20 protein-coding genes and 3 riboswitches are annotated in these 23,351 nt (G+C 73.6%); of the genes, 15 read left to right on the top strand and 5 right to left on the bottom strand.

Translation table 11 applies throughout. The annotated features are described in order from the left end of the window. Positions 1 to 7 precede the first annotated feature (7 nt). On the top strand, positions 8 to 754 hold the full coding sequence (locus tag ACH4SL_RS07000) for an N-acetylmannosamine-6-phosphate 2-epimerase (RefSeq protein WP_398442379.1): 747 nt from the start codon (positions 8 to 10) through the stop codon (positions 752 to 754). Further along, entirely contained in the window at positions 751 to 3,399 is a 2,649-nt protein-coding gene (locus ACH4SL_RS06995) for a glycosyl hydrolase-related protein (RefSeq protein WP_398442378.1), read from the top strand. The genes ACH4SL_RS07000 and ACH4SL_RS06995 overlap by 4 nt, the downstream gene beginning before the upstream one ends. Positions 3,400 to 3,485: 86 nt before the next feature. On the opposite strand, the gene ACH4SL_RS06990 is transcribed toward ACH4SL_RS06995, so the two are convergent. Beyond that, positions 3,486 to 4,319 carry a phytanoyl-CoA dioxygenase family protein gene (locus ACH4SL_RS06990; protein WP_398442377.1) on the bottom strand — a complete coding sequence of 278 codons (834 nt, stop codon included), beginning with the start codon at positions 4,317 to 4,319 and terminating at the stop codon, positions 3,486 to 3,488. 146 nt (positions 4,320 to 4,465) lie between these two features. Here ACH4SL_RS06990 and ACH4SL_RS06985 point away from each other — a divergent pair, with 146 nt between their 5' ends. Then, positions 4,466 to 5,374, top strand: coding sequence for an AraC family transcriptional regulator (locus tag ACH4SL_RS06985; protein WP_398442376.1), 909 nt, complete (start codon positions 4,466 to 4,468; stop codon positions 5,372 to 5,374). Here ACH4SL_RS06985 and ACH4SL_RS06980 read toward each other — a convergent pair. Continuing rightward, entirely contained in the window at positions 5,371 to 6,330 is a 960-nt protein-coding gene (locus ACH4SL_RS06980; protein WP_398442375.1) for an NmrA family NAD(P)-binding protein, read from the bottom strand. The two genes, ACH4SL_RS06985 and ACH4SL_RS06980, sit on opposite strands and share 4 nt — an antisense overlap. Positions 6,331 to 6,442: 112 nt before the next feature. Between ACH4SL_RS06980 and ACH4SL_RS06975 the strand changes: the two genes are divergently transcribed. After that, positions 6,443 to 7,234 carry a TetR/AcrR family transcriptional regulator gene (locus ACH4SL_RS06975; RefSeq protein ID WP_398442374.1) on the top strand — a complete coding sequence of 264 codons (792 nt, stop codon included), beginning with the start codon at positions 6,443 to 6,445 and terminating at the stop codon, positions 7,232 to 7,234. Positions 7,235 to 7,324: 90 nt separating this feature from the next. Here the strand turns inward: ACH4SL_RS06975 and ACH4SL_RS06970 are convergent, their stop codons facing one another. Then, complete coding sequence (locus tag ACH4SL_RS06970) at positions 7,325 to 8,584, bottom strand: phosphopyruvate hydratase (RefSeq protein ID WP_398442373.1); 1,260 nt, start codon at positions 8,582 to 8,584, stop codon at positions 7,325 to 7,327. A gap of 372 nt (positions 8,585 to 8,956) precedes the next feature. Further along, positions 8,957 to 9,022, top strand: a riboswitch (Fluoride riboswitch). Between the two features lie 42 nt (positions 9,023 to 9,064). Between ACH4SL_RS06970 and ACH4SL_RS06965 the strand changes: the two genes are divergently transcribed. From ACH4SL_RS06965 to ACH4SL_RS06915, 11 genes are all read left to right on the top strand, one after another. Next, positions 9,065 to 10,030: a respiratory chain complex I subunit 1 family protein gene (locus tag ACH4SL_RS06965; protein ID WP_398442372.1), complete on the top strand. Its 966-nt coding sequence runs from the start codon at positions 9,065 to 9,067 to the stop codon at positions 10,028 to 10,030. Then, entirely contained in the window at positions 10,030 to 10,722 is a 693-nt protein-coding gene (locus ACH4SL_RS06960; RefSeq protein ID WP_398442371.1) for a hydrogenase, read from the top strand. The genes ACH4SL_RS06965 and ACH4SL_RS06960 overlap by 1 nt, the downstream gene beginning before the upstream one ends. A 7-nt stretch (positions 10,723 to 10,729) precedes the next feature. Further along, positions 10,730 to 12,196 carry a proton-conducting transporter membrane subunit gene (locus ACH4SL_RS06955; protein WP_398442370.1) on the top strand — a complete coding sequence of 489 codons (1,467 nt, stop codon included), beginning with the start codon at positions 10,730 to 10,732 and terminating at the stop codon, positions 12,194 to 12,196. After that, on the top strand, positions 12,193 to 13,713 hold the full coding sequence (locus ACH4SL_RS06950; RefSeq protein ID WP_398442369.1) for an NADH-quinone oxidoreductase subunit C: 1,521 nt from the start codon (positions 12,193 to 12,195) through the stop codon (positions 13,711 to 13,713). Before ACH4SL_RS06955 ends, ACH4SL_RS06950 begins: the two co-directional genes overlap by 4 nt. After that, positions 13,713 to 14,498 (top strand): ferredoxin, encoded by a 786-nt coding sequence (locus ACH4SL_RS06945; RefSeq protein WP_398442368.1) that lies wholly within the window; start codon positions 13,713 to 13,715, stop codon positions 14,496 to 14,498. The genes ACH4SL_RS06950 and ACH4SL_RS06945 overlap by 1 nt, the downstream gene beginning before the upstream one ends. After that, the gene (locus ACH4SL_RS06940) at positions 14,495 to 16,552 is read left to right on the top strand and encodes a proton-conducting transporter membrane subunit (protein ID WP_398442367.1); all 2,058 of its coding nucleotides are present in this window, start codon (positions 14,495 to 14,497) and stop codon (positions 16,550 to 16,552) included. The genes ACH4SL_RS06945 and ACH4SL_RS06940 overlap by 4 nt, the downstream gene beginning before the upstream one ends. A gap of 53 nt (positions 16,553 to 16,605) precedes the next feature. Further along, positions 16,606 to 17,055: a universal stress protein gene (locus ACH4SL_RS06935; protein ID WP_398442366.1), complete on the top strand. Its 450-nt coding sequence runs from the start codon at positions 16,606 to 16,608 to the stop codon at positions 17,053 to 17,055. A gap of 59 nt (positions 17,056 to 17,114) precedes the next feature. After that, positions 17,115 to 17,181: riboswitch (Fluoride riboswitch) on the top strand. Between the two features lie 192 nt (positions 17,182 to 17,373). After that, positions 17,374 to 17,883, top strand: coding sequence for an inorganic diphosphatase (locus ACH4SL_RS06930; RefSeq protein ID WP_398442365.1), 510 nt, complete (start codon positions 17,374 to 17,376; stop codon positions 17,881 to 17,883). Next, a complete protein-coding gene (locus ACH4SL_RS06925; RefSeq protein ID WP_398442364.1) occupies positions 17,880 to 18,233 on the top strand; it encodes a DUF190 domain-containing protein in 354 nt (117 codons plus the stop codon). Before ACH4SL_RS06930 ends, ACH4SL_RS06925 begins: the two co-directional genes overlap by 4 nt. 43 nt (positions 18,234 to 18,276) lie before the next feature. Beyond that, positions 18,277 to 19,815: a hypothetical protein gene (locus ACH4SL_RS06920; protein ID WP_398442363.1), complete on the top strand. Its 1,539-nt coding sequence runs from the start codon at positions 18,277 to 18,279 to the stop codon at positions 19,813 to 19,815. Beyond that, on the top strand, positions 19,812 to 21,314 hold the full coding sequence (locus ACH4SL_RS06915; RefSeq protein ID WP_398442362.1) for a hypothetical protein: 1,503 nt from the start codon (positions 19,812 to 19,814) through the stop codon (positions 21,312 to 21,314). The genes ACH4SL_RS06920 and ACH4SL_RS06915 overlap by 4 nt, the downstream gene beginning before the upstream one ends. A gap of 34 nt (positions 21,315 to 21,348) precedes the next feature. On the opposite strand, the gene ACH4SL_RS06910 is transcribed toward ACH4SL_RS06915, so the two are convergent. Together ACH4SL_RS06910 and ACH4SL_RS06905 are read right to left on the bottom strand one after the other, a co-directional pair. Then, positions 21,349 to 21,861, bottom strand: coding sequence for an NUDIX domain-containing protein (locus tag ACH4SL_RS06910; protein ID WP_398442361.1), 513 nt, complete (start codon positions 21,859 to 21,861; stop codon positions 21,349 to 21,351). A 45-nt stretch (positions 21,862 to 21,906) separates the two neighbouring features. Then, positions 21,907 to 21,968, bottom strand: a riboswitch (Fluoride riboswitch). Between the two features lie 82 nt (positions 21,969 to 22,050). Then, entirely contained in the window at positions 22,051 to 23,289 is a 1,239-nt protein-coding gene (locus ACH4SL_RS06905) for an MFS transporter (protein WP_398442360.1), read from the bottom strand. Positions 23,290 to 23,351: the final 62 nt, after the last annotated feature.

Below are 23,351 nucleotides of genomic sequence, written 5' to 3'. Positions count from 1 at the left end.
GCAATCTGTGCACCCCAACGAAGGATCACCGCCCTCTCCCCCGGCCCCGGTCCGGCAGTCCCTGCTGCCGGGACTCGCCGGCCGACTGGTGGTGTCCTGCCAGGCCCTGCCCGGTGAACCGCTGCACGGCCCCGTCCACATGTCGGCCATGGCCCGCTCGGCGGTCATGGGCGGCGCGGCGGCCGTCCGTGTGAACGGCCCCGACGACGTGGCCGCGGTGCGCGGCGCGGTGGACGTACCGGTCATCGGCCTGTGGAAGGACGGCGCGTCGGGCGTCTACATCACCCCGACGCTGCGCCACGCGCTGGCGGTGGCCGAGGCCGGAGCCGACATCGTCGCGCTGGACGCGACGAGCCGCCCGCGCGGCGACGGCCTGGGCCTCGCCGCGACGGTCGCCGCGCTCCACGCGGCAGGCGTGCTGGTCATGGCCGACGTCTCCACCGCCGACGAGGGCGTGGCGGCGGCGGACGCGGGAGCGGACCTGGTCGCCACCACGCTGTCCGGCTACACCGGCGCGAGCACGCCCGGCGCGCCGGCCGCCGGTCCGAACCTCGACCTGGTCGCGGCGCTGGCCGCGCGAACCCGCACCCCGGTCGTCGCCGAGGGCCGCATCGCCTCCCCCGCGCAGGCCGCCGCCGCGCTCGCCGCCGGTGCCCACTTCGTCGTCGTCGGCGGCGCCATCACCCGGCCCGCGGACCTGACCCGGCAGTTCGCCACCGCGCTGGCCGCCCACCACACGGAGAGCCCCGTATGAGCACCACCCGCCCCGATGCGCCCCTCGTCACCTGCCATGTCCTCACCCATGTGCACTGGGACCGCGAGTGGTACCGCCCCTTCGAGGCCTTCCGCGCCCGGCTGGCCGAACTCGCCGAGCGGGTCTGCGACGAGCTGGACGACGGCCGTACGGCCTCCTTCCACCTCGACGGCCAGACGATCGTGCTGTCCGACGTGCAGGCGCTGCGCCCCGACCTCGCGGCACGGTTGCGCGACCACGCCCGCGCCGGCCGGCTCACGCTCGGCCCCTGGCACGTCCTGGCCGACAACCAGCTGGTCTCGGGCGAGAACCTGATCCGCAACCTGCTCACCGCCCGCCGCTGGGGCGCGACGGCCGCGGGCCTGTCGCCCGTGGGCTACTGCCCGGACACCTTCGGCCACCCCGCCGACCTGCCGCGTATCCTCACCGGCTTCGGCATGGACACCGCCCTGGTGTGGCGCGGGGCGCCCGACGGCACGGCCCGCTTCCGGTGGCGCTCCCCCGACGGGTCGCAGGTCTTCGCCGTGAACCAGGGCTACCACGCGGCCGAGGTGCTGTGGCCGGAGCCGGACGGCGCGGAGGGCCGCGCCCTGCGGCTGAAGGAGTTCGCGCGGACCGAGCGCGCCCGGCTTCCCGAGGGGCCGTGGCTGCTGATGAACGGCGGCGACCACCTCGCGCCCTCCGACCCGGTCGGCGCGCTGCGGGACGTCGAGGACACCGCCGCGCAGGAGCGCGTGGCGCTGCGGCACAGCACCCTGGAGGAGTTCTTCACCGCCGCGCGGGCCGCCGCCGACGAGGACCGGCTGCCGCTGGTGGAGGGCGCGCTGCGCCACCGGCCGGGCCGGCTGACCTTCATCCTGCCGGGCACCCTGTCGGCCCGCACCTACCTCAAGCAGGCCAACGCCGAGGCCCAGATGCTCCTGGAGCAGCGCGCCGAGCCGCTGCTCGCCCTGCACGCGCCGGACGACCCCGCGCTGGCCGCGGAACTCGGTCACGCCTGGGAGCTGCTGCTGCGCAACTCCCCGCACGACTCCATCTGCGGCTGCAGCGTGGACGAGGTGCACCGGGAGAACGTCACCCGCTTCGAGCGGGTGCGGCAGACCGCGGACCACGTGGTGCTGCGCGCGCTGGCCGCCGCCGGCCTGGACACCCGCCAGTACGGCGCCCCCGCCGACCGCGAGCTGCGCTTCGCCGTCCTCAACCCCCGCCCGCAGGAAGCAGGCGGGCCGGTCACCGTCGAGATACTCACCGCGCCGGGCACCCACCCGTCCGCCGTGCTCGGCCCCGACGGCGCGGAGGTCCCCTTCGAGTCCGTGCCGCTCGGGCCGGAGACCGCCTTCGAGGCGGACATCGACCTCATGCCCGACTCACGGCCCGCGTCGCGGCACCGCCTGGCCCTGCTCGCGCGGGGCGTGCCCGCGCTCGGGCACGCCGTCCACACCGTCCGGCTCACCGGCACCCCGGCCGAGACGGCGACGCCCCGCACCGAACCGGCCGAGCACGTCCTGCCGCTCGCCGGCGGAGCCGCCCTGACCGCCGCCGACGACGCCACCCTGACGCTGCGGCTGCCCGACGGCACCGAACTGCCCGGCCTCGGACGGCTCGTGGACGAGGGCGACCGCGGGGACACGTACAACTTCGACCCCGTGCCCGGTGACGTCCCCGTCACCGCCCGCCTGCGTGCGGTGCGCCGCGTCAGCTCGCCGGTACGGACGTCCCTGGAGCTGGACGCCGAAATCGCGCTGCCCCGCGGGCTGAACGACGCCCGCGACGGCCGCGGCACGACGGTGACGGCCGTGGCGGTGGCCGTCACCGTCACCGCCTGGCGGGACTCCGCCGCGCCCCTCGAATGGGACATCCGGTTCGACAACGCCGCCGACGACCACCGCCTGCGCGTCCACTTCCCCACCCCGAGCCCCGCGGGCGTCTGGACCGCCGACACCCACTTCAGCCTGCTCGACCACCCCGTCGGCCCGGACATGGGCCCGCTGCCCGCCGAGCCCGCGCACGAGGCCGAGTACGGCGCGGTGCCGGTGCAGACCGTCAGCGCGGTCGGCGAAGGCACCGGACGCGTCGCCGTGGCCGCGGCCGGGCTGCACGAGCGGACGGGCCTGGCCTCCGCGCACACCGCCTCCGGCAGCGAGGAGCTCGCCGTCACCCTGCTGCGCTCGGTCGGCTGGCTCTCCCGCTTCGACCTGGCGGCCCGCACCACCGGGGCCGGTCCGATGCTGGCCACACCGGAAGCCCAGTGCCACGGCCCGCAGCACTTCCGCCTCCTGGTCGCCACCGGGCAGCAGGCGGAAGGCGACGCCGGGCTGGTCCGGCTGGCCACGGCGGTCAAGGCCCCGCTCCACGCGGTGCCCCTGCGCCCGGGTGCGACCCCCGTCCCCCGGTCGCCGCAGCCGCTCACCGTCGACGGAGCCGCGCTCACCGCGCTCAAGCCGGCCGAGGACGGCCGGGGCCTGATCCTGCGGATCTCCAACCCCACACGTGAGGCGGCCACCGTGCGGCTCACGACGCTGCCCGGCACGACGGCCGAACGGGTCCGCCTCGACGAATCCGCCCTCCCCGCCCCGGAGCCGGTGGGCGCCGAACTGCCTCTGGCCCCGTACGCCCTGGAGACGCTGCGGCTCGTCACCGGGTGACGGAACGGCCGGGTCCCTTGCCCTCGCGGACCCGGCCACGGTCGGCCTCCCCCGTGCCCGCCCGGCGTTCCGGGCGGGCACGGGGGTCAGGCGCGGCTGTCGTACAGGACGGGGTTGAGGGGGGTTTCGGGGATCCGGCCGGTGCCGGCGCCGGGCATCCAGGCGCGGTCGGCGGCCTGGTGCGCGTTGGTGGGCTCGGTGACGCGGATGTCGGCGTCCATGTAGATGACGGTCATCACGCGTCGCGGCTGGGTGCCGCGGTTCGGGCCGGCGTGGTGGAAGGTCCAGCCGCGGTGGAAGCTGGCGTCGCCGAGGGCGAAGGGCTCGACGACGTCCTCGAAGTCCTGCTCGGCCAGGGCCTCCTTGAGCTGCCGCTCGGACTCGTCGGAGATGGGCAGGTCGCGGCCGTGGGAGAAGTTGTGGCTGCCGCGGGCGAAGGCCAGCGGACCCATGTCGAGGGGGGTGTCCTGCAGCGGGAGCCAGATCGTCACGCACCGGTCGGAGGAGAGCGGCCAGTAGTACTGGTCGGCGTGCCACGGGGTGATACCGCCGCTGGGCTCCTTGTACAGGGCCTGGTCGTGGTAGAGGCGGACGGCGTGGACGCCGAGCAGCGCGGCCGCGATCCCGGCCAGCCGGCGGGAGAGGACCAGGCGCTTGACGGTCTCGTTCTCCCGCCACAGGTTGGACACCTGCAGGAACGCCCTGCCGTAGGTGTCGCGTTCGGCGAGCGGCAGATCCTGCGTGTTCAGCCGGATCACCTCCGAGGTGATCACCGGCTCGTACGCCGCGATCGTCTCCGCCGACAGGACGCCGCGCAGGTGCACGAATCCGTCGCGGTGGAAGTCGGCCGTCGCCGTCGCCGGCAGGCCCGGATAGGGAACGTCCAGTTCGTCGGCCGGGGTCTTCGCTGTCACGGTCACTGCGGTGGTGCTCCTCACGTATCGGGGGGCGGTTGCCGGACATCACCGTCGCAGGACCGGTGCGAGTGGCACCACGTCCGTGTTACCCACTTCCGGTACGCAGTTGACATTTACCGTCCGGGCAGGCCCGGGCTAGGCTGCCCCCTGTGAAGCCGCGCTACGAGCAGCCGCGCTCCCCCGACGGCACGACGTTCCTCAGCTACATCCGCCGTGAGGAGGCCTTCGGCTTCGGCTGGCACTACCACCGGGAGTACGAGCTCACGCTCATCACCGAGGGCTCGGGCACCTGCTATGTGGGTACCACCATCGCGCGCTACCAGCCGGGGGACCTGATGCTGCTCGGCCCGGACCTGCCGCACACCTTCGCCTCGGAGCCGTACGCGGGGATGGCCGAAGCGGCGGTCACGCAGTTCCGGCACGACTTCCTCGGCCCCGACTTCTTCGCCCTGCCGCAGTTCCGCGCCCTCGGGGGCCTGCTGGCCCGCTCCGCGCGCGGCCTGCGCTTCGACGGCGCCGGCGCCGGGACGACGGCCCTCGTGGCCGCCCTCCCGGCCATGGAGGCCACGGCTCAGACGGTGGCGCTGCTCGACGTGCTGGGCCGCCTCGCCGCCGATGCGGGCGCCGCGGCGCTCACCGGTCCCGGTTACGCGCCGGCGCCGAGCAGCGCGGTGCGCAACCGGGTCGACGCCGTGTGCCGGTATCTGCAGCAGACCCACACCGGGCCGGTGCAGCAGGACGAGGTCGCCGCGCTGGTGCTGATGTCGCCGACGTCCTTCAGCCGCTTCTTCCGCAACGCCATGGGCCGCACCTTCACCGACCACCTCAACCAGTTGCGCGTGGAGACCGCCTGCGCGCTGCTGACCGACACCTCGCTGCCGGTCACGGAGGTCGCCGAGCGCAGCGGCTACCGCAACCTGTCCAACTTCAACCGCCGTTTCCGCGAACTGAAGGGGCTCCGGCCGACCGAATTCCGCGCCGCCCACCGCGAACTCCCCCTTCAGAGGCCGACCCCCGCCGGTCAGCCGCGTCAGCACCCCGCGGGTCGGTACGCCTAGGCGATCAGCAGGGCGCGCAGGGCGGCGGCGCCGCCCTGCGCGAGCCAGTCGGACAGGGTCCGCAGGCCCGGGTGGATGACGCGCAGCGCCTCGATGTCGGCGCGCCAGCGCTCGCCGGAGATCCAGCGCCGCCGGACCTCGGCGATCGCCGGGCTCAGCGCGGCGCCCTCCTCGTGGGTCAGCTGCTCGTAGCGCAGCCGGGTCCCGGTCGCCGCGCCGATCGCCGCGACGGCCTCGGCGGGGGTCGGCGCGTCGCCCGCGAGTTCCAGCGTGCGGCCGGCGAAGCGCTCCGGTTGGTCGAAGGCCAGGGCGGCGAACTCGGCGATGTCCTCCAGGGCGATGATCTGCAAGGGCTCGTCCGGCGGGAAGAAGTGTCGGTGGACACCGCCGGCGAAGCCGTCGAGGCCGAGGCCGGGCGTGCCGAGGTAGTTGGACATGAAGCGCACCGGGCGCAGCACGGTCACCTGCGGGACGCGCTCGCGCAAATACCCCTCGATGTCCCGCTTGCCCGGGGCCGCGAACGCGGCGCCGGAGGTCGAGGCGACGCCCGTGAAGACCACGTGGCGGACCCCCGCGGCGACCGCTGCGTCGGCCAGGGCCCGGCCGCGGGCGACCTCCAGGGCCTGGTCGCTGCCTCCCGGCCCGTACGTGGTCGGCGGTACGGCGAACAGCCCGGCGGCGCCCTCCAGGGCCGGGGCCAGGGTCGACGGCTCGTCGAAGTCCGCGACGACGAGTTCGGCGCCGATGTCGGCGAGCGCCCCGGCGCGGGGCGAGGCCTTGTCGCGGACGAGCGCCCGTACCGCGCGCCCGCCGGCCAGCAGCCGCCGGGCGGTCGCGCCGCCCTGGTTGCCGGTGGCGCCGGTCACGACGACGAGCCCGTCGGCCGGGCCCGCAGCGGGGTCGGGGGCGGGTTCCGGGGCAGGCCCGACGACAGGGGTGGGCCGGGTGGCGGTCATGGTCGTATCTCCCTTTCCCCGGGGGCTGGTTGGCAGGGAACACACGCGGCGGCCCCGGGACAGATGGAATACTTCAACCCGGTTGAGCGCCGTCCTCAAGGGGTTTCGTGACATGACCGCAGTGACCGCCGGGGGCGACCGGGCCGACGCCCGCCGCAACCGGGCCAAAGTGCTGTCCGCCGCGGGCCAGGCCTTCGCGGCCGGCGGGCTGGAGGTCCCGCTCGGCGAGATCGCCCGCCGTGCGGGCGTCGGCGCGGGCACCGTGTACCGGCACTTCCCGACGAAGCAGGCCCTGCTGGAGGCGGTGTTCGCCCGGCACCTGGACGGCCTCGCCGCCTCCGGGGAGCGGCGTTCGGCCGGGTCGGGGCCCACCGAGGCGTTCTTCGGGTTCGTCATGGACGTGGTCGAGATGTCGCACCGCGGCGGCCCCGTGTGCGAGGTCGCCGCCGCCGAGGCCGGCTGGCCGCGCCCGGCGCTGACCGCCTCCCTGCTGCGCTTCCGCCAGGTCCTGACCGCCCTGCTGCACGCCGCGCAGCGCGCCGGGGGCGTCCACCCGGACATCGGCCCGGAGGACGTCGTCGCCCTCACCGTCGGGTGCGCGGCGACGCTGGCCGCCCGCCGCGACCGCGCGGAGGGCCTCCGGCTCGTCCGGCTGACCCTCGACGGCCTGCGGACCGCCCCTGTCACGCAACGCACCGCGTTTCGTGACAACACCGCCCGCGGCCGGGATTCCGCCCCGCGCTGCGAGGAGTGCGGAAACGGGCTCGCGCCCCGGCCCACCGGCCGTCCCGTCCGCTTCTGCGGCGCAGCCTGCCGCCAGCGGGCGCACCGCCGCCGGCTCGCGTCCCCACCGGGCGGCGAGGCCGTCCACCCGGCGCCCGAGGTCCGCCGTCCCGCCCCTTGACCTTTGGTACCGGCCGTCGGGCGGCGGTACGTCGAGGCCACGCCGATGACGGCGTCGGGTCCGGCGCGGAGATCGCCGCGGCGCGGGCCGTCAGGGCAGGCCGTACGGCAGTGCGGGGCACGCGTCGGCGAGTGCGAGGAGCCGGTTGTATTTCGCGACGCGTTCTCCGCCGGCGGGGGCGCCGGACTTGATCTGCCCGGCTCCGGTGCCGACCGCGAGATCGGCGATGAACGGGTCGACGGTCTCTCCGGGACGGTGGGAGACCATCTGTGCGTAACCGGCGCCGCGACAGATACGCATGGCTTCCAGCGTCTCGGTCACCGTACCGGTCTGGTCGACGGCGATGAGCGCGCAGTTTCCGGTGCGGCGGTCGACGGCCGCGGTGGCGGTGGACGGGTCGGTGGTGAGGACATCGCGGACCAGCTGGACGCGGTCGGCGAGCCGTGCGGTCAGGCGGGTCCAGCCGTCCACGTCGTCCTCGGCAAGTGCGTTCTCGATGCTCCAGATCGGGAAGCGGTCGACGAGGTCCTCGTAGCGGTCGACGAGCTGGTCCGCGCCGAGGCTCTTCCCCGCCACCAGGTATCGGTCCTGGTCCCGGAGGATTCCGGCGGCGGCGTTCACGGAGATGGCGACGCCGTCGCGGCCGGGGGCGTAGCCGGCGTCGGTGATCGCCTCGACGAGCAGGGTCAGGACGTCCTGGGGGCGGCCGGCCGGGGCGAATCCGCCGCCGTCTCCCAGCGCGGTGGAGCAGCCGGCCGCGGCCAGGCTGGCTCGCAGCCGCCCGTAGATCTCTGCGCCTGCCCGCACGGCGTCGGACAGGGACGGGGCGCCCAGCGGAGCGACCATGAATTCCCGGAAGGCCAGGTCCGTCGCTGCGTCGGCGCCGGCGTCGACCACGGTGATGTGCGGAACGGGGAGGCGGGGGGCGGTGCGGGCGACTCCCGCCAGGGACTCCCACAGGTGCATGCCCTTGGCCGCGGCCTCGGCCCGTGCCGCGGCGAGGGAGACTCCGGCGACTGCGTGGACGCCGTAGCGGGACTTCGTGCCCGTGCCGTCCATGATGATCAGGGCCGCGTCGACCTCCACGGCGGAGGCGAAGTCCCGGCCGAGGACGGCGTCGGCGATCTCGCCGTTGACGTAGGCGACGGCGTCGCGGACGCCTTGGCCGTGGAAACGGGCGGGGTCCGCGTCGCGCCGTTCGGTCGCCCCGCGGCCACCGGCGGAACCTCCGGACGGCACACCGGCCCCCACTCGCCTGCCGTCGGCCAGGGTGAGGGTGACGGCCAGGGTGGGACGCCCCTGGGAGTCCAGGATCTCCGCGGCGCGCAGTCCGGAGAAGCGCAGCGTCATATCTCTTCCCCGGCGTGGCTGAGGAGCCGTCCGTCCGGCGGCAGTTGCCGTGGCGTGCCCGGCAGCCGATCCGGCGCAAGGGCTCCGGGCAGGGCGGGTGCGGGCATGGGTCCTCCTGGTTGCCATCTCAACCAGGGACCGTCAGCGGCATGGTGCCGCGGTTGCGGTGAGCCCCATCACCGGCGCGCCTGAGCGATGTGCTCAGTCTGCCCCACCTGAGCTGTCGCCGACATGCCTCGAACGGTGAAACGTCGATCCGTCCAGCAGGGCGTGCGCGGGGCCCGCCACTGCGCCAGGCGGGGGATGTCCGTCCCGGACTCGGAGGACATCGCTGCGTGGTCCTTTGCGGGCCGCCCGGTCGCGCGTCCATCATCGGAGGCAGGCGATGAGGCCCGCCTTCAACCGCGGTTGTGCGCCGCTGATGGCTTCTACCGACGAACCCGCACCGATTCGTGGTGCCCGTGTCCCGGTGGAGGCCCGATGGCGAGCGTGGTCCTTCCCGTCCCCTTGGTGCAGGCCCTCCAGCCGCTGACCGTACTGGTGGCCGCACCGGGCCTTTCGGGTGCGATCGCGAAGATCGAGGCGCGGATCCAGGGCCGCCGCGGGCCGCGTGTGCTCCAGCCGTACTACGACCTGGCGAAGCTGTTCGGCAAGGAGTCCCTGGCGCCCGAAGGCGCGAGCCCGTTCTTCCTGCTGGCCCCGGTGGTGGCCATGGCCTGCTACATGACCGTGCCGCTGCTCATCCCGGTGCTCACCACGTTCGGCCTCCCGCTGGGCTACATGGGCGACATCATCGGCGGGAGCTTCCTGCTGAGCCTCGCCAGTTTCGGAGTCGCGGTCGCCGCGGCCGAGACCGGCGCACCGTACGCGCAGCTCGGCGCCAGCCGTTCCAAGACCTTCGGCGCGATCACCGAACCCGTGATGCTCTTCGTGGTCTTCACCGTCGCCCTGGTCACGACCACCGACCTGCCGTACGCGCAGGCGGCCACCGTCCGCTCCTCGGCCAATCAGATCATCAGGCCGGGGCATCTGCTGGCCGGCGCCGCGCTGTTCCTGGTGATCCTCTACGAGACCGCGCGTATCCCGGTGGAGACGCACACCGGCACCAACGAGTTCGGGATGATCGAGGAAGCCCGCACGCTGGAGCATTCGGGCCCCTACTTCGCGCTCCTGACCTGGGGATCGGCGTGCAAGCAGCTGATCCTCTACACGATCCTGATCGATGTCTTCCTCGCGCCGTGGGGCCTGGCATCCGGCACGCACGCCGGTCCCGTGGCGCTGGCGGTCCTGGCGCTTCTCGGCAAAGCGCTCCTGCTGGGCTGCGTGGTGGCGGTCATCGACAACACCTTCGCCAAACTGCGGCTGTTCAAGATCTCCGAGTTCGTCTCGGCGGCCTTCCTGCTGGCGGTCCTCGCGGTGTTCACCCTCTACCTGGGGGGCGGCTGATGGGCCCCGGACCTCTCGTGCTCGCGGCCGGCGACGCTCCCACCACCTTCGAGGGCGCCACCAACACGGTGGCCGTCCTGCTGCTGCTCACCGAGTTCGCGATGCTGCGCGCCGCCCTGTCCCGCTCACAGGTCCGGCTGTACGCGGTCCAGTCGCTGCTGGTGTCGCTCCTCGCCGCGATCGTGGCGGCCGACCGGGATCTTCCGGAGCTCTACGCGCTGGCCGCGGTCTCCCTGGCGCTGAAGGTGATCGCGGTGCCCTGGGTGATCACCCGGCTGCTGCGCGACGCGGGAGCCGAGATCGCCGGGTCCGGGGCGATCGGCGTGGCCAGCGCGACACTGCTGGCCCTGGCGCTGGCAGGTTTCGGCTTCTTCGTGCTCGGCTCCCTGGACATCAGCAGTCCCTTCCTGCCGCAGGCGGCACTGGGCCTGTCGATGTCGATCGTGCTGGTGGCCTTCGTCCTGATGATCGTCCGCCGGGACGTCGTCTCGCAGGCGGTGGGGTTCTTCTCCCTGGAGAACGGCGTCTCCCTCGCGTCGCTGGTGGTCGCCGCCGGTATGCCGCTGATCATCGAGGTGGCGTTCCTGTTCGACCTGCTGGTGGCCGTCGTGGTGTTCGGCGTGCTGATGCGCGTCCACCACCACCGCACCGCCTCGCTGTCCACCGTCCCTCTCACCAAGCTCCGGGGGTGACGGCACGGTGAAGGCCGTACCGGTCCTGCTCGCGCTCCTCCCCCTGCTGCCCGCGGCGGCGGCCCTGCTCGCACCGCCGAAACTCACCCAGTACCTCACGGTGGTCTCGGGGGCCGCGTGCCTCGGTCTGGCGTTCGCGCTCGTGCCGCGTGCTGCAAGCAGCGACGTGGACGCGGGCATCCTGCACGCCGACGCCCTGTCGACCGTCTTCGTCGTGGCGACCGCCTTCGTCTACGCCACCTGCGCCGCGCACAGCATCGGCTACCTGCGGCACGACGAGCACGCCCACGACTTCCCGCGCTACGCCCGCCGCTTCTACCTCGGCCTCAACCTCTTCGCCTGGTCGATGCTGTGCGCGCCCCTGGTCGACGGCCTCGCGCTGCTGTGGGTGGCCGTGGAGGTCACCACCGTCATCTCCGCGCTGCTGGTCGCCGTGGAGAACACCGAGGGCGCCACCGAGGCCGCGTGGAAGTACGTCCTGATCGCGTCGGTGGGTCTGGGCGTGGCGCTGCTGGCCACGATCTTCATGTACTACGCGGGCGCGCAGGAACTGGGCCGGACCTACGACCTGGCGTTCGCCCCCCTGCTCAAGGCCGCACCGCACCTGCCGCACACCGTCGTGCGGCTGTCCTTCGCCCTGGCCGTCCTCGGCTTCGGCACCAAGATGGGCCTCGTCCCCGTCCACACCTGGCTGCCCGACGCGCACGCCGAGGCACCCACCCCGGTCTCCGCGATGCTCTCCGGCTCGCTGCTGGCCGTCAGCTTCTACGCCGTCCTGCGGTACTTCCAGGTCGCCTCCGCGTGCCTCGGGCCGGGCTTCCCGCGGGCGGTGCTGGTCGTCCTCGGGATCGCCTCGCTGCTGCTGGCGGCGCTGTACCTGCTGGACCAGCACGACATCAAACGCCTGCTGGCGTACTCCAGCGTCGAGCACATGGGCATCCTCGCCACGGGTGTCGGCTTCGGTGCCCGGCTCGCCTCCGCCGGGGTGCTGCTGCACGTCCTGGCGCACGCGGCCGCCAAGGGAAACGCGTTCATGGGCGCGGGCGCGCTGGTGCGGACGTTCCGCACCAAGGAGATCGCGCACCTGCGCGGCGGTGCGAGCCTGCTGCCGTGGTCGGCGCCGCTGTTCCTGGCCGCGATCCTGGCCCTGTCGGCGATGCCGCCCTCGGGCATCTTCCGCAGCGAGTTCCAGATCGTCGCCGGCGGCCTGCGGTCGCGGGCGTACGGCCCCGCGGCCGTTCTCGTCGTCCTGGTGACCGTCGCCTTCATGGGCCTGGCGATCGCGGCGACCCGCATCGTCCTGGAACCGGCCGCCCGGGAGGACACGCCGCCGCGGAAGGGCGAGCCGAGCGCGTGGATGGTCGCACCGGTGCTCGCCGGGGTGGTGGCACTGCTGGTGCTGGGACTGCACCCGCCCGCGGACCTCGCCCGGCTGCTGGACCGCGGTGCGGCCGAACTGGGAGGCCGGCCATGACGACGCCGCAGCCGACGTCCGCGGGTGGTCCGTCTCCGCGGGGCGAGTGGCGCGACGAGGTGGCCCGGCTGGTCGCCGGACCGCGCGGGGCCCGCTTCGCCGGGCTGTTCGGCTCGGCCGAGGAGGACGGCGCGGTGGGCCTGTCCGCGTATCTCTTCCCGCAGGGTGCGCCCACGGCGCTCGTCCTGCGCACCACGCTCCCGCCGGACGCCCTCACCTACCCCTCGCTCACCCCTGACCTGCCCGCGGCCTTCTGGTACGAGCGGGTCCTGCACGACCTGTTCGGCGTCACACCCGCCGGCCACCCCCGGCTCGACCCCCTGCTGCTGCCCCTGCGGGACCCCGAGCACACGCCGCTGCCCGGCACCGCCCGCCGGCCGCGGCCGCTCGACCCGCAGGAGAGCGCGATCCCCCGCGCCCTGACCGGCCCCGGCGTCTTCACCATCCCGCACGGCCCGGTCCGCTCCGGGGTCACCGAATCCGTCGAGTATCTGGTGGAGACCCCCGGCGAGGACATCCCCCGCGTACAGATCCGCCTCTTCCACAAGCACCGCGGCGTGTCCAAGGCGTTCGAGGGCCGTACGGCCGCCGACGCCGTCCTCGTCGCCGAACGCGTCGAGGGGATCGCCTCCGTCGCGCACGCCCTGGCCTTCTGCCACGCCGCCGAGACCTGCGCCGGCGCGGACGTGCCGTGGGCCGCGCGGCTGGTACGCGTCCTGTTCGCCGAACTGGAACGTGTCGCCAACCACCTCGACGTCATGGTCAGGCTCACCGAGGCCGCCGGGCTGGCCGTCGCGACCGCCCGCTTCGGACTGCACAAGGAGCGGGTGCTGCGGCTCACCGGACGGCTGTGCGGCAGCCGCTTCGGGCGCGGCGTCGTGGTGCCCGGCGGCGTACGCGGTCTGCCCGCCCTCCCGGCCGCCGGTCTCGGCACCGAACTCGGCCGCCTGCACACCGCCGTCATCTCCGACTGGCACGCCGCCATGACCACCCCGTCCTTCCTGGACCGGCTGCGCGGCACCGGCCCGCTGGAGGTGGGCCTCGCCCGCCGCCACGGCGCGCTCGGCCCGATCGGCAAGGCCTCGGGGTGCGGTTCCGACGCCCGCCTGGACCGCCCGTACGACGCCTACGGCTCCCTCGCGCTCGGACCGCCGCCGGAACACCCCGGCGGCGACGTCATGGCCCGCACACGCGTCCGCGGTCACGAGATCGCCCAGTCCTTCCGGCTGCTCAGCCAGGTCGTGGACGAACTGCGCGTCCTCGCCGCCGATCCGCCGCCGGCGGTGGAGCTGCCGGGCGACCTGACCGGAGAGGCGTCCGGCTGGGCCGAAGGGCCGCAGGGCGAGACGCTGTACGTGCTGCGCCTCGACCAGGGGCGGGTGGCACGGTGCGCGCCGCGCTCGGCGTCCTTCCACAATCTCGTGCTCTTCCACGAGGTGTTCGCCGGCGACATCCTCACCGACTTCCCGTTCGTCGAGGCGAGCTTCGGCCTGTCGATCGCGGGGGCGGCCATCTGATGCCCTGGTTCCTGCGCGGCCTGCGCGAGGGCGTGGTGACGACCGCGTACCCGGCCGGGCCCGACCCGTACGCCGCGACCTTTCCCGCGGCCGTCACCGTACGGCGGGGCGTCGCCCCGCTGACCCCGGCCGAGGCCGCCGCGCTGTGCCCGACCGGGGCGATCACCGCCGACGAGGGGGTCACCCGGGTCGACCGCGGCCGGTGCATCATGTGCCGCCGCTGCACCGACCTGTGGCCCGAGGTCTTCGCCGAGGCACCGGGATCCGGCACCGCCGGTGGTCCCCGTTCGGCGCTCGTCGTACCCGGGCAGGCCGAGAGCGACGACGCGCTGGAGAGGATCCGTTCGGACCTGGCCGCCCGCACCCGCCGCTTCCGCCGCTCCCTGCACATCCGGCACGTCGATGCCGGGTCCGACGGCAGCGAGGAGTGGGAGATCGCCGCCCTGACCAACCCCGTCTACGACATCCACCGCCTCGGCATGTTCTTCACCACCAGCCCCCGCCACGCCGACGTCCTGCTGGTCACCGGCGCCGGCACCCGCGGCATGGCGGCGCCGCTGCGCCGCACGTACGAAGCCACCGCGCAACCGGTGGTGGTGGTCGCCGCCGGGACCGACGCGTGCAGCGGCGGCGTGTTCGCCGACTCCTACGCCACCCACGGCGGGCTGGGCTCGCTGACCGATGTCGACGTCTGGGTGCCGGGGTCACCGCCGAGCCCGTTCTCGCTGCTGCACGCCCTCCTGCTGGCCGCGGGCCGGATCACCGGTCAGGGGGCCCGGCGATGAGCACGCTGATCGGTGCCGGCCTGCTGCTGTTCGCCGCGGCAGCCGTGGCGGACCTGGCGCCGTGGCCCGGCGGCGTACGGCGCCCCTGGCAGGCCGCGGTGCCCTACGTCCTTGCGGCCGCCGGGGCCGGCTGCCTCGCCGCGGTCGGCGCCGTGGCGCTCAACACCCCGGGCGACAGGCCGGGGCTGGGCTTCGGGACCTGGCTCGGCTTCGGCAGGAGCGGCCTGGTGGTGGACCCCCTCTCCGGGCTGTTCTGGCTGCTGACGTTCTCGGTGGCCGTCGCCGCGTGCCTCACCGCCGCGGGCTGGGCGCCGGGGCGCGCGGGCGGCCGGGGACCGGCCACGTACAGTGCGGCGGTGCTCGCGGCGGTCGCCGTCGTGCAGAGCGCCGACAACGTCTTCCTGTTCCTGATGGCGTGGGAAGCCCTGACCGTCGGCTTCTACCTGCTCGCCTCGGCCGGGCACCGCCGGCTCGGAGCGGCGGTCGCCACGGCCGGCTTCGGCAAGGTCTCCGGCGCGGCCCTGCTGCTCGGGATGCTGGCGGCCGCCGCGAAGGCCGGCGGATTCGCCTTCGCCGACCTCGCCCGGCTGCCCGCGGGCACCCTGCACGGCACGGTGTGGGTGCTGCTGGTCCTCGGGTTCGCGATCAAGGTCGGCCTGGCCCCGGTGCAGGTGTGGATGCCCCGCGGCTACGCGGCCGCGCCCGCGGGGCTGCGCCCGCTGATGGCCGGGGTCGCGGTCAACGCGGGCTTCTACGGGCTGTGGCGGACCCTCGACCTGTTCGGCCGGCCGCCGGTCTGGCTGGCGGTCGCCCTGCTGGTGGTCTCCGCGCTCACGGCTCTGCTGGGCATCGCCCACGCGGCGGTGCAGAACCGCCTGGAGCGGGTCATCGCCTACTCCAGCGTGGAGAACGCCGGGCTCATCTGCACCGGCTACGCCGTGGCCCTGGTCGGGGTGTGCCGCGACAGCCCGCGGCTGGCCGCGGTCGGGCTGATCGCCGCCACGCTGCAGGTCGTCGCGCACGCCTTCGCCAAGTCGCTGCTGTTCGCCGGCGCCGCGGGGTTCGAGTCGGGTGCGGGAACCGGTGACCTGGAACGGCTGCGCGGAGCGGGACGGCGCCGTCCCTGGGCGGGCGCGGCGATCGCCGTCGGCGCGGTCACCCTGGCCGGGCTGCCGCCGACGGCGGGCTTCGTCTCGGAGTGGTTCCTGCTCGAATCCCTGATGCAGCAGTTCCGGCTGCCCCATCTGCCGTACGCGCTGGCCTTCGCGGTGGCGGGGGCGCTGGTCGCGCTCACCGCGGGCTTCGCCTCGGTGACCTTCGTCCGGATCGTCGGCATGATCGTTCTCGGTCCGCGCCGGGGTGCCGCCCCCGGCCGCGCCGGATGCCGTGACGACCTCGGCCTGCCCGGCCGCCTCGGGGTGCTCGTGCTGATCGTCGGCGGTCTGCTGGTGGCCGCGCTGACGCCGCTGGAGATCCGGGTCGTCGTCCGCGGTCTGCGGCAGCTCGTACCGGCGGAGGCGGGCCGCGGTGCGCTGAAGTCCCCCTGGGCCGTCCAGCCGGTGTTCGGGGACTTCTCCGTCCTGTCGCCGAGCTGGCTGTGGGTCGTGCTGCCCCTGCTCTTCCTGGCGACGGCACTCCTGCTGCTGCTCGGTGCGTCCCGTGGAAGCGCGCTGCGGGTGCGGCGCACCCCCGCCTGGCGCTCGGCCGGCGGCGGGGTGCACGGACAGGACCAGTACACGCCCTTCGGCTACGCCAACCCCACCCGGCGCGTCCTCGCCGGCGTCCTGCTCACCCGCAGCCGCACCGGCCCCGCCCACCCCGCGGCCGCACCGCGGGACGCCACGTCGGCGACAGCGGCGACGGGCGGGGTGATCAGCTACTCGGCGGAGGTGGTCGAGGTCGTCGAGGCGTACCTCTACCGGCCGTTCCGGCCACTCCTGGGAATCCTCGTCGCGGCCTTCAAACGGCTCCAGTCCGGACGGCTCGACGCCTATCTCGCCTACATGCTCGTCGTCCTGGTCGCGCTGCTCGCCCTGGTCGCGGGCTTCGCCTGACCCGGCGCCGCATTCCCGCGCACCCCACGATCCGGCACCGAGGAGAAACCCCGATGACCGCAAGCCCGTTCCACCGCATCCTCGTGGGCTGGGACGCGTCCCCCGCCGCGCACACGGCGCTGACGACGGCGCTGGCCCTCGCCGGCGAGCGGGGAACCGTCATCGCCCGCGCCGTTCTCAACCCGCCGGAGCACATCGAGACCGCGGGTGAGCAGCAACGCGACATCGCTTCCCAACGGCGTTGGCTGGAGGACCGGTTCGACCGGGCCGCGGGCGCCGTCAGCACGTACGGAGCCCATGTGCGCCTGGAATGGGGCGAGCACACCGACATCGCCCGGGAGCTGCGCACCTGCGCCACGGCACACAACTGCGACCTGATCGTCGCCGGCCGGCACGGGGACGACAGCCGCCTGCGTGCCGCGGGGCTCGGACCGGTCGCCCGCGCCCTCGCCCAGGACGCGGACCTGCCCGTCCTCCTCGTCAGCCCCGCGCCCGGCCGCTGAACACGGCACGGCGCCCACGTGTTCGGGACGGCCGGCGGAGCGGGCCGACGGTGTACATTTCCTGTACCGGTGATGGGGCTCACCGCAACCGCGGCCTACGAGGTCGCTGACGGTCCCTGGTTGTTGACGATCGACACGACCAGGAGTCCTCATGCCCGATTCCGCAGTCTCCGTCCGGTTCCCCGCGCGTGCACGCGCCGTCGGGCGCTCCCCCGACCGTTCCTGTTGCCCCGGACACCCGTGTGAAGGCCGCCACGGGTCCGTCCGCGCACCGTGGATCCCGCCGGACCCCTCCGCCCACCGAGCAGGAGATCACTCATGAATTTCACCGTCGTCGTGGAGGTCCCGCAGGGATCGCGGAACAAGTACGAGATGGATCACACACTGCACCGGATCCGGCTGGACCGCATGCTGTTCACCTCCACGCAGTACCCGGCCGACTACGGCTACGTGGAGGGGACGCTCGGCGGGGACGGCGATCCGCTGGACGCCCTGGTGCTGACGGGGGAGCCGACCTTCCCGGGCTGTGCGATCGAATGCCGGGCCGTGGGCATGTTCTCCATGACGGACGAACACGGACCGGACGAGAAGGTCCTGTGCGTACCGGCGCACGACCCCCGTTACGCCGGCCTCCAGGACATCGCGGACGTCCCGGACTTCCAGCGGCTGGAGATCACCCACTTCTTCGAGGTCTACAAGGACCTGGAGCCCGGCAAATCCGTCGAGGGCTCCCACTGGGAGGGCCGGGAGCGCACTTACGAGGAGATCAGGGCCTCGCGCGAGCGCGCGGTCGCCCACGCTGCCGACACCACGGGGAGCCGTCGATGAAGCAGACCGGAAACGCGGTGAAGCTGACCATCTTCCTCAGCGAATCCGACACCTGGCACCACAAGCCCCTGTTCGCCGAGATCGTCCACCGCGCCCACGGCGCCGGCCTGGCCGGAGCGTCGGTCTTCCACGGCGTCGAGGGCTACGGCAGCTCCTCCTCCCTCCACACCGCCCGGTTCCTCTCCCTCAGCGAGGACCTGCCCGTGGCGGTGGTCGTCGTCGACTCCGAGGAGCGGGTACGCGGCTTCCTTCCGGAGCTCGACGAGCTTCCCGCGCCAGGTTTGATGATCATGGAGGAGGTGGAAGTGGTCCGCCACGTCGGACGGGACGGCGGGGGCGGGGATGTCTGACGGACAGGCACGCGCCACACCGTCGTCGCGGAGGACCCCTGCCATGGCCGAGCCACTGCCCAGCGTGCTGTTCACCGACGCCGCGGACGCGGCGCTCCCCGCGGCCGGGGAGCCCTCGTTCTTCGGCGACCTCAACCTCGACCAGGTCGTCCGCGACCTCACCGCGGGCCGCAAGGACCACGATCTCGCGCCCTTCTTCCACACCCCGATCCGCACCCTGGAGACGGTCGCCCACCGTCAGGCGGTGTTCCGGGATCTGGAGGACCCGGACCTCGTCGCCGGTGTCGCGGCCTTCGGGAGCCGGATGCGGGAGGCGCGGCAGCAGTTGCGGCAGGCCCACCGGCTGCACCACCCCTACCAGCGCGAGAGCTGGTTTCTGGACGCCGTCGGCACGTACTGCCGGGCGGTCGGGGAGGTCGCGGAAGTCCTCGACCGCGGCGACCTGCGGTCCGCCGGGATGGCGGCGGTCCGCGACCACGTCGCCGCCTACCGCTCCGGTGACCGTTTCCGCGGGCTGTCCGAAGCCACCGGGAGCCTGGCCACCCGGCTGTCGGAGGTCCGCTACAGCCTGCACATCACCCCGGGCCGGGTCCGGGTCAGCGGCGGCCTGGAGCAGGTCGACTACGGCGCCCACGTCGTGGGTGTCTTCGAGAAGTTCAGCCAGGGGGAGCCCACGGACCACCGTGTCCCCTACCGCTCGGACATCGCCATGAACCACGTCGAGGAAGCGGTGCTCGACCGGGTGGCGAGGCTCTTTCCCGACGTCTTCGCCGAGCTGGACGCCTACTGCGAGCGCTACGGGGACTTCCTCGACCCCACGGTCGAGGCCTTCGACCGGGAGGTCCAGTTCTATCTGGCCTACCTGGAGTACATCGCGCCGCTCAAGGCCGCGGGCCTGGCGTTCTGCCGTCCGGAGGTCGACGACACCTCCAAGGAGGTTCTCGGCCGCGACGTGTTCGACATCGCGCTTGCCGCCAAGCTCGTACGCGCACGCGCCCCGGTCGTGCCCAACGACTTCGAACTGTCCGGTCCCGAGCGGGTGATCGTGGTGTCCGGTCCCAACCAGGGCGGCAAGACCACCTTCGCCCGCGCCTTCGGACAGCTGCACCACCTGGCCGCCCTCGGCTGCCCCGTCCCGGGCAGCCGGGCCCGGCTGTTCCTGTGCGACCAGCTCTTCACCCACTTCGAGCGGGGCGAGAACCTCACCGACCTGAGCGGCAAGCTGTACGACGATCTGGTGCGCACGCGCGACATCCTCGCGCAGGCGACACCGTCCAGCGTCGTCGTCATGAACGAGGTCTTCACCTCCACGACGCTCCGTGACGCGGTGCTCCTGGGCACGCGCACCTTGGAGAGCGTCATCGAGCACGACCTGCTGTGCGTGTGCGTGACCTTCGTCGACGAACTCGCCTCGCTGGGGCCGAGCACCGTCAGCATGGTCAGCACGGTCGTCCCCGACGATCCGGCCCGGCGCACCTACCGCGTGGTGCGCGAGCCCCCGGGCGGCATCACCCACGCCCTCGCGATCGCGGAGAAATACCACCTGACGTACCGGCAGCTCAAGGAACGGCTCTCGTCATGAAGGCACTCCTGCTCCATCCCGAGCACGACATCGACTGGCAGGGGGAACTCCCCGCGCAGACGTCCGATCTCACCCGCGACCTGGACCTGGACACCCTTTTCGACGCCATGGCCGGCGACGACGACTTCCTCCGCGACGTCTCCACCCGCGTCCTGCTGAACGGGCTGCTCGACCCCGAGGTCATCGTCTACCGCCAGCGGATCCTCGCCGACGCCCTGGCCCACCCCGACGTCGTACGCGACCTCTACGCGACCGCCGTTTCCGCGATCAACGGCGAGCGGCGGGTCTTCGGCAGCTTCCTGCACACCGCCGACTCGATCCTCCACCGGGCCGTGGAGGTCCTCGACCTGTTCATGGACCACCTGCACAGGCTGCGGCACGTGCAGGACGAACACGCCGCCGCGTTCGGCTCGGAGGGCTTCACGCGGTTCTTCGCCATGCTCGCGACGGAGCTGGACGACGACTACTTCGCCACCGTGGAGGAGCACCTCACGCAGCTGAAGTTCCGGGGCGGTGTCCAGGTCGGCGCCGCCCTCGGCCAAGGGCTCAAGGGCACCGGCTACGTCCTGCGCGAACCGCCCTCCCGGCAGGGCTGGCTGGACCGGCTCACCAGCAGCGCGCCCACCTCGTACACCTACCGCGTACCGGACCGGGACGAGGCCGGCGCACAGTACCTGGGGGATCTGCGCGGGCGCGGCATCAACCTGGCCGCCGACGCGCTGGCCCGCTCCGCCGACCACATCCTCGGCTTCTTCGTCATGCTCCGCCACGAACTGGGTTTCTACGTCGCGTGCCTGAACCTGCACCACCTACTGGAGGGCAAGGACGAGCCTGTCTGCTTCCCCGAGCCGCTGCCGGCCGGCGCGCCGGTCCTGTCCTGCCGGGGCCTGTACGACACGTGCCTGGCGCTGCGCCGCGAGGAGCCCGTCGTCGGCAACGACGTCGATGCCGACGGACCGGGCCTGCTGGTGGTCACCGGAGCGAACGAGGGAGGGAAGTCCACCTTCCTGCGCAGTGCCGGACTCGCCCAGATCATGATGCAGGCCGGCATGTTCGTCTCCGCCGACCACTACACCGCCGACATCCGGGACGCGGTGTTCACGCACTGCCGCCGCGAGGAGGACCCGGACATGGCCAGCGGCAAGTTCGACGAGGAACTGGCCCGGATGAACGACATCGTCGGCCGCCTCACCCCCGGCAGCTTCGTGCTGTTCAACGAGTCCTTCGCCGCGACCAACGAACGCGAAGGCTCGGAGATCGCCCGGCAGATCTTCCGGGCGCTGCGCGAAGCCGGAGTGAAGATCCTCTGCGTGACGCACCTGTACGACCTCGCCTCCAGCCTCCGAACGCACTACGGCACGGACGCGCTGTTCCTCAGAGCGGAGCGTCGCGCGGACGGCACCCGCACCTTCCGCCTCGTCGAGGGGCCCCCGGAGCCGACCAGCCACGGCGAGGACCTGTACGAGCAGGTGTACGGCACCACCGCGCGCCGCCCCTAGCCGGTCGCCCCTCCCCACCCGGGAGGTGAGGTGCTCACCGCGGCGGCGGGTACATCCCCATCGCCGGAGTCGTCGTGTCCTCCGGGCCCGGCTCCTCGTCCTGGTCGGCCAGCTCGCGGCGGTGCAGGTCGTGCAGGCCGTGGAGGTGCCCGCTGATCGACGGGCGCAGGGTCAGGCGGGCGAGCGCCGAGAGGGGTACGAAGTACGGTTGCCGGCCGCTCTCGCACGCACGCGGCTCACCGTGGACCTTCTCCAGCGGGAAGAGGACGACTTCGACCATGTAGCGGCCCGAGGCCTCGTCGTGGACCTCCTGGAAGAGCCCGCAGCGCAGCCGGCCTGCTTCGAGCCCCGTTTCCTCACGCAGCTCCCGGCGACCGCAGGCCGCCAGGCCTTCGTCGGCGCGGACGTGGCCGCCCGGGACCTTCCACACCGTCGAGCCGTTCTCCTGGCTCCGTACCAGGAGCACGGAATCGTCGCGGAAGACGGCGACGCAGCAGCGGGTCTCCGGAGACCGATCGGACCCCGGGTGCTCGGAAACCATGGTCATGGCGGCATCTCCGACCGTAAGGCACCCCTGCTCGCAGGGATGCGCGGTGGAACAGAGGCCATCAGCGGATCTCCGCGGTCGGGGCGAGCCTCATCGCCACAGGCCTCCATCGTCGCGCGACCGGTCGCCCCCGGCAAACGGACGCCGGCCGACGGATCCTTCCGCGCGGTCGGCCGGGGCCGGAGGGCGTCAGGCACGCGGGACACGCAGGGCGAGAAGCAGCACGAGGGCGGCGGTCTGGACGGCGGCCACGGTGGTGATCAGCGCGGGGACGGAGACCTCGTAGAGGGCCCCGGTCAGAGCGCCGCCGGCCAGGGTGGCGACACCCATGGCCGATGCGAAGAGGCCGTACGCGGTGGCGCGGCGGCCGGCGGGGACCAGGTCGGCGACCGTGGCCCGCAGGGTCGACTCCTGGATACCGAGGGCAGCGCCCCACAGCAGCGCGCCGAGCACGGCCGGCCACACGGCGTCGGTGAACGCCAGAACGGGCACGACGGCGGACAGCACGGGCAGGGCGGCCAGGACGCGGGCGCCCCAGCGATCGTAGAGCCAGCCGGTGGCCAGTGCGGCGAGCGCGTCCACTGCCATGGCGGCGGCGTAGAGCACCGGCACAGCGGCGGTGGGCAGCAGGTGATGCCGCACCAGGTGGTAGGAGAGGACGCCGAAGGTGGCGAATCCGACCATGGTCGCGCCGGTGAAGCCCGCGTACACCCAGAACGCCCTCGGCAGCCGCACGCGTATCCGCTGCTCGGGGGCGACACTGACGGGCACGGGGCCGGCCGCGGCCTCGTAGGCGACGGGGTCGGGCACGCGGGCGCGCAACCGGACGAGCAGCGCCAGCGCGACCGCCCCGGGCAGGGCGAGCAGGCCCAGAGCGGGGCCGTAGCCGTTGCCGGAAAGGGCGAGGATCCCGGCGACCGTCAGCGGACCGAGCACCGCGCCGACCTGGTCCAACGCCTCGTGCACAGCGAATCCCCGGCCACGGCCGGTGGCCGCGGTGGCATGGGACAGGAGGGTGTCCTTGGCCGGGGAGCGCACGGCCTTGCCGACGCGTTCGGCGATCACGAGAGCGCAAGCCGCCCACAGCGCCCCCGCGAGGCCGAGGACCGGCACGGTGACCGCGGTGAGCGCGTACCCGGCGACGGTCCAGGCCCAGAACCGGCGGGTACGGTCGGCCAGCGGCCCGGAGACCAGCCGGAGCCCCAGCGCGGCGGCCTCGCCCACCCCGGTCACCACGCCCACCACCAGAGCCGAGGCCCCCAGGTGGGCGAGCAGCGGCCCGGTGACCGAGCGCGCGCCCTCGTAGACGAAGTCCATCAGCAGGCTGACGGTCCCGAAGGCCATCACGAAGCGCCACGCCGTCAGCCGAGGCGCCGACGCGCGCACAGGGGCGACGACGGGCGGGGGGTTGACGTCGTCGGCCGTCACCGCGCCGCCTCCCGAGCGGGAGGAGCCGACTCCACCCGGACGGCCTTCACCACGCACCGCCA

Origin of the sequence: Streptomyces sp. NPDC021020 (assembly GCF_044333285.1) — a bacterium.
In the GTDB taxonomy this organism is placed as follows: Bacteria; Actinomycetota; Actinomycetes; order Streptomycetales; family Streptomycetaceae; genus Actinacidiphila.
This window is presented reverse-complemented; position numbering and strand designations above follow the sequence as displayed.